Annotated in this window: 11 protein-coding genes; 2 read left to right on the top strand and 9 right to left on the bottom strand. The window is 47.0% G+C overall.

Annotated elements, in window-relative coordinates; genetic code table 11:
* Positions 1–8: 8 nt before the first annotated feature.
* Positions 9–920 carry a LysR family transcriptional regulator gene (locus tag DN730_RS07740; protein WP_115467551.1) on the top strand — a complete coding sequence of 304 codons (912 nt, stop codon included), beginning with the start codon at positions 9–11 and terminating at the stop codon, positions 918–920.
* A gap of 8 nt (positions 921–928) precedes the next feature.
* Here DN730_RS07740 and DN730_RS07735 read toward each other — a convergent pair whose 3' ends face one another.
* From DN730_RS07735 to DN730_RS07715, 5 genes are read right to left on the bottom strand one after another with little or no spacing between them, the layout of a single operon-like run.
* Complete coding sequence (locus tag DN730_RS07735; protein ID WP_115467550.1) at positions 929–1,858, bottom strand: sugar kinase; 930 nt, start codon at positions 1,856–1,858, stop codon at positions 929–931.
* A gap of 15 nt (positions 1,859–1,873) precedes the next feature.
* Positions 1,874–3,049: a mannonate dehydratase gene (gene uxuA, locus DN730_RS07730; RefSeq protein WP_115467549.1), complete on the bottom strand. Its 1,176-nt coding sequence runs from the start codon at positions 3,047–3,049 to the stop codon at positions 1,874–1,876.
* 1 nt (position 3,050) lies between these two features.
* Positions 3,051–4,517, bottom strand: coding sequence for a mannitol dehydrogenase family protein (locus DN730_RS07725; RefSeq protein WP_115467548.1), 1,467 nt, complete (start codon positions 4,515–4,517; stop codon positions 3,051–3,053).
* 34 nt (positions 4,518–4,551) lie between these two features.
* Entirely contained in the window at positions 4,552–5,964 is a 1,413-nt protein-coding gene (gene uxaC, locus DN730_RS07720; RefSeq protein WP_115467547.1) for a glucuronate isomerase, read from the bottom strand.
* Between the two features lie 34 nt (positions 5,965–5,998).
* Positions 5,999–6,433, bottom strand: a complete 435-nt coding sequence (locus DN730_RS07715) for a DUF5110 domain-containing protein (protein ID WP_245957925.1) — start codon at positions 6,431–6,433, stop codon at positions 5,999–6,001.
* 63 nt (positions 6,434–6,496) lie between these two features.
* On the opposite strand from DN730_RS07715, the gene DN730_RS07710 reads away from it, so the two are divergent.
* A complete protein-coding gene (locus DN730_RS07710; RefSeq protein WP_245957924.1) occupies positions 6,497–6,973 on the top strand; it encodes an FCD domain-containing protein in 477 nt (158 codons plus the stop codon).
* A 40-nt stretch (positions 6,974–7,013) separates the two neighbouring features.
* Here DN730_RS07710 and DN730_RS07705 read toward each other — a convergent pair whose 3' ends face one another.
* The 4 genes from DN730_RS07705 to efp form a co-directional block, all read right to left on the bottom strand.
* Positions 7,014–8,372 (bottom strand): sigma-54-dependent transcriptional regulator, encoded by a 1,359-nt coding sequence (locus DN730_RS07705; protein WP_115467545.1) that lies wholly within the window; start codon positions 8,370–8,372, stop codon positions 7,014–7,016.
* Between the two features lie 18 nt (positions 8,373–8,390).
* A complete protein-coding gene (locus DN730_RS07700; protein ID WP_115467544.1) occupies positions 8,391–10,649 on the bottom strand; it encodes an ATP-binding protein in 2,259 nt (752 codons plus the stop codon).
* Between the two features lie 36 nt (positions 10,650–10,685).
* Positions 10,686–11,660, bottom strand: coding sequence for an EF-P lysine aminoacylase EpmA (gene epmA / locus DN730_RS07695; RefSeq protein ID WP_115467543.1), 975 nt, complete (start codon positions 11,658–11,660; stop codon positions 10,686–10,688).
* A gap of 68 nt (positions 11,661–11,728) precedes the next feature.
* Positions 11,729–12,304 (bottom strand): elongation factor P, encoded by a 576-nt coding sequence (gene efp, locus DN730_RS07690; RefSeq protein ID WP_115467542.1) that lies wholly within the window; start codon positions 12,302–12,304, stop codon positions 11,729–11,731.
* Positions 12,305–12,466: the final 162 nt, after the last annotated feature.

Here is a 12,466-nt window from a genome sequence, read left to right as displayed (position 1 = left end):
TCAATTTCATGCATCAAATCGAATTTAAGGACCTTGTAATCTTTGTAAAGGTCGCCGAAACAGGGAATTTTCACGAGGCAGCTGAAGCCACGTTTTTGTCTCAACCAGCCCTGAGCCGACGCATACAAAAGCTAGAAATCGTGCTGGGAGCAAGCCTGTTTGAACGAACGACGAGAAAAACAAAACTGACGACAGTGGGTCGAGAGTTTCTCCCCAAAGCGCGCCGAATGTTAGAAGAGTTTGAGCTTTCGGTGTTAGGTATCAAGGACATGGCCAGCCAACAAAAAGGCACCATCACGATTGCGTGCATCCCCACGGCGGCGTTTTATTTCTTACCTTCTGTTATCAAAGCATTTAACGATAAATATCCTGGAATTCAGATTCGAATATTGGATGAAAGCGCTAACCAAGGGCTTGAATCAGTCATACAGGGTGATGCCGATTTTGGTATCAATATGGCCATCGCTCAGCATTCAGAAGTGAGCTTTACACCACTTATCGACGACCCATTTGTGGTATGTATGCGCCAAGATCACCCTTTGGCCGCATTGGAAGAAATCACTTGGAAGGATTTAGAAGATTACAAATTAATCAGTGTGAGTCGCACCAGTGGCAACCGAATACTATTAGACAAATCGATTGCTCGCGATCAGGTCAATCTCAACAGTTTCTACGAAGTTCAACACTTATCGACGTCTTTAGGCCTTGTTGAAACGGGTTTGGGACTGTCGATTGTACCGCGTTTAGCTATGCCTTTGGGGACCAACAGTGCGCTCACCTACCGCCCCCTAGCAGGAGAGCAAATCGACCGCTCCATTGGGCTGATACGACGCACATCTACGCCCGTATCTCCGTCAGCAGACCTGTTTATTCAGATCCTATTAGAGCAATGGCCCACTACCACAGGAAAAGCAGATTAGAATATTGATCAAAAGTGAGGCATGGCCGATTCGTCTATAGTCGCCCCTGGGAATCGAATCACTCGGCCCGCTAGAGTATGGCCATAGCGCACTGATTGCTCTGGTGATTCGGATGTCAGACGCCCAAACAAATAGCCCGCTGCGAACGAGTCGCCCGCTGCAGTGGTATCCACCACATTGTCAACAGCTTGAGTCGGCACGGCCATGCGTTGCCCATTAACACGCAGCAAGCAGGCTTCAGAGCCGCGCTTGATGACCACTTCCGGACATTGATAGGCCGCAAAAATCTCATCACTTTGGGTGTATTGCCACAAAAGCTGATCGTCGTCTTCGGTAATTAGCGCGATGTCGGCCACCGCTAAAATACGACGATATGCTTGTCGACATTCTTCTAATGAGGCCCAAAGGGCCGGTCGATAATTATTATCAAATACGACCTTACCTGCGTGATCAGCGTATCGCTCTAATGCACTCAGTAATACAGATCGTCCTTCTTGCGTCAAAATAGCCAAGCTGATACCCGATACATACACTTGATCGAATGACATGAGAAGATCTGCCACCTCATCAACGTTCCGCTGGTCAAACAGGTATTTAGCCGCTGCATCATTACGCCAGTAATGAAACGATCGCTCACCACTGGCATCGGTACTGATTTGATATAAACCAGGGCGCTTGTCGGCTATGGTTCGAATTTTACCGACGTCCAGCCCTTGCGCATGCCATGCTTGCTTTAAATGCTCACTCAATGCGTCATCCCCTAACGCCGTCAAGTAGTGCACTTCAAACTCCTCTGGCAGCAGTCTGCGCAAATACACCGCGGTGTTGTAGGTATCTCCCCCCCAACTTTGCTTAAGTGAGCCAAACAGGGGGCCCTGAAGCTGTATCATACATTCGCCAATGAAAGCGATCCGCACTGGATTGTTCGACTCATTCATGCAGTACAGCCCCTCTTATAAAGTACTCTTGAGGCCCAGCTCTAAGCCCCGAACCTCCGCTAAACCTTTCATGCGACCAAGTTTGGAGTAGCCAGGTTTAGCATTCTGCTCAAGATCGTTCAGAATTTGGTGCCCGTGGTCTGGTCGCATAGGAATTAGGCGCGGAGTACTGCTGTCATGACGCTTTTTCTCTTCCAGCAACAAGGCTCTGACAACGCCTACCATGTCAACGTCCCCACCAAGGTGAGAGGCTTCATGAAAGCTCCCAGCCACCTCTTCGCGCTTGGTTGAACGCAAGTGTGTAAAGAAAATATTGGAACCAAAACGCTGCACCATATCGACCAAATCGTTGTCTGCACGAACCCCATAAGACCCCGTACAAAGTGTTATGCCGTTAACAGGGCTTGGCACCGCATTCAATAACCATTCAATATCGTCTTTTACCGACACGACTCGAGGCAGTCCTAATATAGGACGTGGTGGATCATCAGGATGGATCGCCAAACACAAGCCAGCTTGTTCCGCTGCAGGCACGATATCTTCCAAGAACAGCTTCAAGTGTTCACGCAAGGTATCTTTATTGATGTGTGCGTACTCGTCTAATTTGGCGCGAAACTGCTCAAGGGTATAGCTTTCCTCTGAGCCAGGTAGACCCGCAATAATATTAGCCACCAAACGCTCTCTGTCTTGGTCGCTTACCGCTTCCAAATACGCTTTCGCCTGTGCCTTTTCCTCTGCACTGTATTCTAACTCTGCCCCTTTGCGCTCAAGAATATACAGCTCGAAGGCTGCAAACGCCGTTTGATCGAAGCGTAGCGCACGAGAACCGTCAGGTAGAGCGAAATCAAGATCCGTACGTGTCCAATCTAGAACTGGCATGAAGTTATAGCACACTGTATCTATCCCACATGCCCCTAAGTTCAGGAGAGTTTGCCGATAGTTTTCTATGTATTGCTTAAAATTGCCGGTACGCTTTTTAATGTCTTCATGCACAGGGACACTTTCAACCACTGACCAACGAAGTTCGTGCGCTTCTATCATCTCTTTCCGTGCTTGGATGGCTTCAACAGGCCAGACGTCGCCATTCGGAATTTCATGCAATGCCGTCACCACTCCCGTCGCGCCTGTCTGACGAATATCCGTCAACGTGGTTTCATCGCTGGGTCCAAACCAACGCCAAGTATGTTCCATATTATCCTCCGAAATGAGCTGTGTCGCTGGAGCCTAAGCATGCCGCTACACCACTTGAAATAATTGTTTGATATGCTTTGAGCACTGCTTTAGAAAATGTTTCATTGAGCGCCAGCTGACGAGGGAAAATGTCATCTAATTTAAGCGCTTCACTCACAAGTTGATTAGCATCTTGGCAACGAGCGTGCAGCTCACTAAATGTCTCTGCCATGGGGTCATCAACGGTATAGGTACGACCTGCTTGATCCTTACCTCTTACAAATGCAAGCCAAGCCGCCACACCAAGCGCGGTAGCCTCTATGTCAGCATGTTGATCAAGCCTTTCCAACGCACCATTTAGCCAACGCTGGGGGATTTTTTGTGATCCATCCATCGCAATTTGTGCCAATTGATGTTGCAAACTATCGTTGCCAAATCGCCCCACCAACCTTTCAATGTAGGCTTCAACATCAACACTTTCTGGCAAATCCAGTGTCGGAGAGGCTTCGACATTCATGTAATGGCGAATCAACTGAGCGAAGCGATTATCAGCCACGGCTTCTGCAACCGTTTGGTAGTTTGCAGCTAGCCCGACGTAAGCGAGCAAAGAGTGGCTGCCGTTCAGAAGGCGTAGTTTCATCGTTTCAAAAGGATGAACATCTTTTACCATTTGCACACCGTCGTTCTCCCAATCAGGCCGCCCTTGGGGAAAGTGATCTTCTACAACCCATTGACTAAACGATTCACACATCACGGCATTAAGGTCATTACACTGTAACTCTACTTGCAGGCGTTCGCGGGAGGCGTCTGACATCGCGGGCACAATCCTATCCACCATGGAGCTTGGAAAAGCCACGTTGCTCTCAATCCATTCGGCTAATTCTGTGGATCGATGACGCGCGAGTGAACACACAGCTTCTCGGGTCAACCGGCCATTGCTGGGCATGTTGTCACAACTCAGAACCGTAAACGGGGGCAGGCCCAATTCACGTCTTCGATGCAACGCTTCAACTAAAATCCCCGGTGCTGTTTTAGGCGCTGTGGGGTGTGCAATATCATGCTGAATATGAGGATCATCTTGGCGTAGAGCCTTTTCTGAAGGTGTTAAGTAGTAGCCTTTCTCTGTCACAGTCAATGTCACGATTTTCGTCGAAGGCGATACTAATCTGTCGAACAAAGGCGCTTTGTCTTCTCCGGCAAACAGGGCCTCACGGATCGCATTAACCTCTCGCAACTCGACATGTTGACTGTCTTGATATTCCGCAATGTGGTAGCGGCAATCGTTGGCTTTCAGTTGATCCACTAGTTGGTTATTCGAGCGAATATTCACTGCGCATATTCCCCAATCCCCGCCAAGATTGCGATTGAGGTTTTTCTCGATATAAACCGCTTGATGCGCACGATGAAAAGCACCGAGCCCAATATGCACTATTCCAACACCCACATTGTCAGGAGTGTATGTACTATGGCTTCTTTGTACCGTAATCATTGATGGCTCCTAATTAGTATGGTGAAAGAGGCAATCATTCCTGAAAACCAAAATATGATTTCGCATTATCCGCACAGATGCCTTTCACCATGTTACTCAAAAGAGTCATATCCGCTGGGGCTTCGCCACGTTCTACCCAACCGCCGATCATGTCACACAACAAACGACGGAAATATTCGTGACGGGTGTACGATAAGAAACTGCGAGAATCGGTCAACATGCCGACGAACTGACTCAATAAGCCCATCTGAGCCACGCTGGTGAGCTGTCTTTGCATACCATCAAGCTGATCATTGAACCACCAACCCGAGCCGAACTGGACTTTGCCAGCCACGCCACCACCCTGAAAATTACCCACCATCGTTGCGAGCATCTCATTGTGCATCGGATTCAAGCAGTACAAGATCGTTTTCGGTAGCTCGTTACTTTGGTCCAGCGCGTTCAGTAAACCTGCTAAGGGGGCGGCATACGCTCGATCATCCATAGAGTCGAAACCAGAATCACCGCCGACTAGCTTAAACATGCGAGAGGAGTTGTTACGCTGTGCGCCAATATGCAGCTGCATCACCCAGCCTTTTTTCGCATATTGTTGGCCTAGCCAAACCTGCACAGCGGTGGAGAATTGGGCCATCTCAAGCTCGCTGAGAGACACATTTTTGATACGTTTTGACATGATGGTATCGAGATCTGCCTCAACTGGAATCTCTGCAAAGCGCATGATTTCAATGCCATGGTCAGCGCTTCGACAGCCATGTGCATCAAATACGTCAAGACGTCGCGCCAGAGCACTAATCAAATCACTGAAGCCTGTAATTTCGATGTCTGCAGCCTTACCCAGTTTCGTGAGATAATCAACAAAGCCAGCGTGCTCTACTTTGAAGGCGCGATCAGGGCGCCAACTTGGTGTGACATGGATATCAAAGCTCGCATCGTTGGCAATGAATTTGTGGTGTTCCAGACTGTCCGCAGGATCATCAGTGGTCCCCACCATTTTGACATTCATTTTCTGCATGATACCGCGCGCAGAAAATTCGGGTTGCCCTAGCATCTCATTGCATTGGTCCCAGATCGCATCTGCTGTTTCAGGGGAAAACAACACACCGTCAATACCGAACGGGCGACGTAACTCTAGGTGGGTCCAGTGATAAATGGGATTACCAATGCATTGCGGTACGGTCTGAGACCACGCTTGATATTTCTCTTTAAAACTCGCATTACCTGTAATCAGATGCTCTTTCACCCCCGCAGTACGCATAGCACGCCATTTGTAATGATCATCTTCCAACCAAATCTCACCTAAATCATTAAAGCGGCGATTGTTTGCGATTTCCTTTGGATTCAGATGACAGTGATAATCATAAATTGGCTGCTCAGCGGCGTAATCATGGTACAAGCGTTTCGCTGTCTCTGTGCTTAGTAAGAAATCTTCTGTCATAAATGCTTTCATATCATTTCCTTAGCAAGGCAAGGTATTAGCTTGCTTAAACGAGCTCACTTAAACGAACCACTTTAGAAGAGGTAACCAATTGACCATTAACATATAAGTCTCTCTGTTCACTCTCTGGCAGCACAAAGGCAATGTCTTCATAAGCAGGCTTCCATTTGCCTTCTCGCGAGATAGTTAAGTCAATTCTCGACAAATCGGATGACAAAATGATGTTGAGCTGCAGATAAAGGTCATTCAAATAACCTGTCGTGAGGCCATCGTCGTCAAATATCGATATATGACGCTGCCCTGTGCCTTTGTGTGGGAAAACTAGGAATTTGCGCAGTGTCTCTTTGTCTGCGTCAACGTGGGCAATTCGATTACTCATCGGGATCACGCTTCCTGCACGAGCCAGCAATGGCAACTCTTCTAGTGCTGCGGGCAACGTAATCTCTTGACCACCGGCATACCACGTCTTGCTATAAATCATCGCTCTCATGATCTAAAAAGGTAGGACACCGCATTTGATAAAGATGATGTTGGACCATTTGAGATGATGCAGGCAAGGCAGTTACTTGAAAGTCATGTCGCTGAATTTGCCGCCACTCAGGCGACCAAAAAAGACATCATTAAGATGCGTGAAGCATTGGAGCTAGAAAAGAAAAGTATTGATGAGTCAGGTAACGATCACGTCGCAGATAAACTCTTCCATCTTGCCATTGCTGAAGCGACTCAAAACAGTGTACTTGTTGATCTCGTAAAAAACCTTTGGGATCGACGCGAAAACAGCCCTATGTGGAAACAATTGCATATCCACATCACCGACCAAGCGTATCGCAAAAAATGGCTGGTCGACCACGAGCACATATTGTTAGCCATTCAACAAAAAAAAGCAGGTCCCGCGCGCTTAGCTATGTGGCAGCATTTAGAAAACGTCAAAGACACATTAATGGAGCTGTCCGAGCACCAATCTGCTCATTTTGATGGCTATCTTTTTAGCACCAACCCAGTACAGTTGAAGGATAGTTGATCGCCTTTAAAGTGCGATCTTCTATCCACCCGCCACTCTATTAAGATTTATATAAGTCTTTATCTATTCCGTATTTACGCATCTTGTCATAGAGCGTTTTACGAGGCAGCCCTAGGGCATCCATTGTGCCCTTGATTGAGCCTTTTTGCCTCATCAGCTCTTGCTCTAGAAGTGTTTTTTCGAAGCGCTCCATCTGCTCTGGTAAAGTCATCACACCAGGATTCGCTTCGTTCGTAATGATTTGATCAAATTCAAATGATCCAGCCTCTCCCATCAAAACATAGCGCTCAGCTAGGTTTCGTAGCTCTCGAACATTTCCTGGCCAATCGTAACTCATGAGGCTGTGCATTCGCTCTGCCGAGAGCTGCTCAGATTCACGCTTATATTGCGCAGTTGCCACTAAGCAGAAATGCTGCCAGAGCAATGGAATATCATCTTTGCGGTCTCGTAATGGTGGGATATCAACGCGGACAACATTTAAACGATAATATAAGTCCTCGCGAAAAGTGCCTGTTTCACTTAACCCTTTTAATTCAACTTTGGTCGCAGCTAGTATTCGCAGATCCAAATCCACACCTTTGTTCGACCCTAGTCGCTCGACTTTGCGCTCTTCTAATACTCGCAGCAATCGGACTTGCATTGACATGGGCATGCTTTCAATTTCATCTAAGAATAATGTGCCGCCATTGGAATGCTCCAACTTTCCAATACGTTGAGTCTTAGCGTCGGTAAAGGCCCCTTTTTCGTGGCCAAATAGTTCAGACTCCATAATCGAATCAGGCACAGCACCGCAGTTTATTGCTACAAAAGGACGACTACGCCGTGAACTGTGTTCATGTATAAATCGGGCCACCATCTCTTTACCAGTGCCGGTTTCCCCTTGAATTAAGATATCGGCAGCGGTATCTGCGACGTGCAATAAAGCTTGGCGTAACCGATGTATGCCAGAGGTGTTACCTATAATACGTGGGCCGGGGGCGTTCTGAGCCGCCAACTCGAGACGTAGATTACGGTTTTCTAGCGTCAATCGACGCTTCTCTGAAGCACGCCGTACGACCTCAACAAAGTCATCATTAGAGAAGGGCTTTTCGATGAAGTCGTATGCGCCGTCTCGAATTGCAGTCACAGCCATACTGATGTCACCATGGCCAGTGATGAGTATAAACGGTATCTCCTGATCGATTTTTTTGACTTGCTCGAAAAGCTCTAAGCCGCTCATTCCGGGTAAGTTGATATCGCTTACAATCACACCCGGCCAATCAATCGATAACTGATCCATCACACCTTGCGTGCTGGCATATTCGTGAACATCAAAGTCTTCTAATTGAAGTGTTTGTGATATAGCCATACGCACGGACTGCTCGTCATCAATGACAATCACTCGATCAAGATCAGACATCACTTCGATCCTTATTATTTACTCTGGCTGAAAGGCATTAAGCGTAACACAAAATTCGGCCCCACCTTCGGGATGATTCTGAGCAGACAAGCCCCCCTTCATGGACTCCATAATACGTTGGCTAATCGATAAACCAAGCCCTAAACCTAGCCCAGAAGCTTTTGACGTATAAAACGGCTCAAACAGATGTGCCAACGCTTCATCGGATAACCCCTTACCGGAGTCTCTGACTTTTATACGGACATGCTGCTCATTTGATTCAACGCTTACTTCGACCCACTTTTCATCCATGTTTGTTTCGAGAATCGCATCAGCGGCATTGGCCAGCAAATTGACCAGAACTTGCTCCAAAAATACCATATCGGCTAACACGGCTAACTGAACAGAAGCGTTCATTCGAACATCTATATTGGCTTCTTTAAAGCGCGGTTGAACAATCTTCAAAGCTCCATTGATCGCACTTTGAACATCAATAGGTGAGTGCGTTTCACTGCCTTTACGTGCAAACACTTTAAACCGGGCGATAATGTCGCTCATATGCAGCCCTAACTGACTGATTTGATGCAAATTACCTTTTGCTTGTTCATATCGTTCACGCTCTAGAAATTTAAGGCCGTTGTCGGCAAACGCACGAATCGCTGTCAGGGGCTGATTCAACTCGTGATTCAACCCCGCACTTAATTGCCCAAGCACCGCCAGTTTTGCCGTTTGAATTAGCTCTTGCTGCGTGGCTTTGTGCTCGCCAATTTCTTGGCGTAGTAAGTGGTTGGATTCCTCAAGCTCCGATGTCCGCTCTTTTACCCTCAACTCGAGTGCATTCCGTGCTGAGGTGATTTCTTGCTCGTAGCGCTTACGCTCGGTCATATCATGGAAGGTCACCAGATGACTACGGCGGTTAGGTAATTGCAATTCACAAATGGTTGCTTCAACAATGATACTTGGCCGATCTGTAGCATGCAGTTCGCCCTCAACGGTAGTGAGCCGCGCATCAGTATTATCAAAGTCAGATTGCAGTGCTTTTACCCAACGTACTCGATCCTTTTCCGACACATGAAACAACGATGATAATGGTCGACCTATTAGTCCAGACAAAGAGCATGACAGCAAATTCTCCACAGCGGGATTCAGCGCCTCTATTTCGGATTGGTCATTTAATGTCACCAAACCGGCTTGAGTATGCTGGATAACTTCACGAATATACGCCTGATTATGACGCGCCATTTCAATTGCATCCGAGCGCTCCTGCAACATTCGGGAACGTAGGTGCGCCAACCCCAAAATCAGCATCGTGATAGTAATACCACCCGCAAAAATAGCACGCCATAAAGCAATCTGTTCCTCGATTATGGTAAGAGGCACCAATACCGAAATCTTAAAATCCAGCAACTGAATGGGCTTTTGCATCGCCAAATAGCTGCGCCGCTCGACAACGCTATCACCTGGTGGATCCGCCAGCTCTTCCAGCATTTCAATAATGGTTGAACGACTAGAAAAGTCTCGGTGCGACGCGATCGGCAATGTGACAATTGCCCGATTAAAATAACGCTGTGATTCTGCAATGCGGCGCAGCTCATTGTGAGAAAGCTCACGCATGACTTTATAGAGCCACTGTGTACGTGAAGAACTAAACACAACACCATCTGGATCAAGTAATAGGAATTCGTAAGACTGGTTACTGAAGCGTTTTTCGAACTGGCCGAGGTCAACCTTTACGACGGCGACCCCGATGATTGAGTCGCCTTCGTATACCGGATATGAAAAGTAATAGCCGCGAATATTAGACGTGGTTCCTAAAGCATAATAGCGCCCAGGCTTCCCTTTTAAAGCGTCTTTAAAATACGGCCTAAACGAAAAATTCCCACCAACGAATGATTTACTTGAGCGATAATTCGACGCTGCAATAGTATTGCCATCAACATCTATAATGTAGCTATCAGACGCCTCAGTGATGCGATTTATTTGCTCTAGCTCTCGGTTGAGTTGATTGATATCAGAAGGCAAACCATCACGCAGCGCTATTCGAACCCGATCATTAGACGCCAATAAGGTTGGCATATGCTGATACTTGGCTATCGCGCTTTCTATTACACTCGCTAATTGGTCCAACTGCTCTTTCGTTTCAACTTCTAGATCCTCAATCTGCTGCTGTTTGAGCGCTTCGCCGCCTCGCCACAACGTGAGAAAACAAATAACAAAGACTGAAACGTAAAGCCAAATTAAACGCCGTGGATGAGTATTAGAAAGCCGATGCAGCAGTGGAAAAGACAGTAAAGCCATTTTTATTGTTCTCATTATCAAAAAGGTTTGAGCAACCTAAGCGTGCGCGCCACCAAAGGGGACAACTTGATCAATATGTTTGTGATTTAACAATAACATTAATAGTCGATCGACGCCTAAAGCGACACCAGCACAACGTGGTAAGCCTTGCTCTAAAGCACTTATCAATCGCTCATCCTTTTGCCGATAAGCTCGCCCCGACGCGGCTCGCTCTGCCATCTCTGCGGCCATCCTTTGAGCCTGTTCGTCTGGATCTGTGAGTTCATAATAACCATTCGCCAACTCCATTCCCTGCCAATACAGCTCAAAACGAGCTGCACTCATATGCCCATCAGGTTCTTGTTGTTGACGCGCCAACGCGGCTTGAGTAACGGGGTAAGAATGAATAAAACAAGGTTCGTCCGTACCAATATTTGGCTCAATAACCGTTGCAAACAATAGCTCCAACAAGGTATCGCGGTCGGTCTCTTGTAAACCGTATTCCGTATAATCAAAACTCAACTGCTGTAAACACTCAAGCGAAGCCGTAAACGGATCGACATTGAGATAGCGAACAAATGCACGACGATAGCTCAGCCTTTCACTGTTTACTTCCGCGCCTGTGAGCAGGGTTAACAGATCATCTATTTCATTCATGAGTTGCCAATGATCAAAGTCTAGTCGATACCATTCCAACATGGTGAATTCAATGCCATGACGACGTCCTATTTCTTCTGCTCGAAATACCTTACCTAGTTGATAAATACTCTGAGCTCCTGCCGCCAATAGACGCTTCATAGCGTATTCTGGAGACGTTTGCAGGTAATAGGTAACGTCTTGACCCAAGGTTCGAGTTTGACTAGTTAATACTTCAATATGCGGGTCACTAATGCTCCCTAGGGACAAACAGGGCGTATCCACTTCTAGTACATCACGCTCATAGAAAAAGGTTCGAATCTGATGAAATATCTCTGCACGCTTTTTTAACGTGGGCAATGTTGCAGTGGGCTGCCATAACTCACTTTGATACATAATCTCTTACCTTTCAGACATAAAAAAACCCCCAAACCATTCGGTTTGAGGGCTTTTTATCACAACTATTACTTGCCTGTTGCGCGAGACACGTACTCACCAGTACGTGTATCAATTCGTAGCACTTCACCGATATTGATGAATAACGGAACTCGAACGATCGCTCCAGTCGATAAGGTGGCAGGTTTAGAGCCGCCGTTTGCAGTATCGCCTTTTAGACCTGGATCCGTTTCTGTCACTTCCAGTTCAATAAAGTTTGGTGGCGTTACAGCCAGTGGCGCGCCGTTATATAATGTCACGACATACGTTTCTTGCTCTTTAAGCCACTTCACCGTATCACCCACGGCATTTTCATCCGCACCATGCTGCTCAAATGATCCGTCAGTGAGCATAAAGTGGTAAAACTCACCATCAGTGTAGAGATACTCCATATCTGTATCCATCACGTCCGCGGCTTCCAGAGATTCACCAGACTTGAACGTACGCTCCCAAACCCGACCTGATTTTAGGTTACGTAGTTTGATACGGTTAAACGCTTGACCTTTACCAGGCTTCACGTGCTCGTTGTCTAATACCGCACAAGGGTCTCCATCGACCATTACTTTGTTACCGCTGCGCAATTCGCTGGTAGAATAACTCGCCATAAATCCTCACAATGTCATGATTTAGATAAAGGCTCAAACTGAACAATGACGTGTCCGTTGAAGATCAACGCGTTCTTTAAAGCGCGGACTTCTAAGAGCCAGTGGCCGCTAAGGCCGAAGGTTGGCGGTCATAATAACCCAATTTAACTTGATTTTGCAGAT

Origin of the sequence: Marinomonas piezotolerans (assembly GCF_003362755.1) — a bacterium.
Lineage (GTDB): Bacteria > Pseudomonadota > Gammaproteobacteria > Pseudomonadales > Marinomonadaceae > Marinomonas > Marinomonas piezotolerans.
The sequence above is the reverse complement of the archived record's forward strand: the minus strand, read 5'-3'. Positions and strand labels throughout refer to the sequence as shown.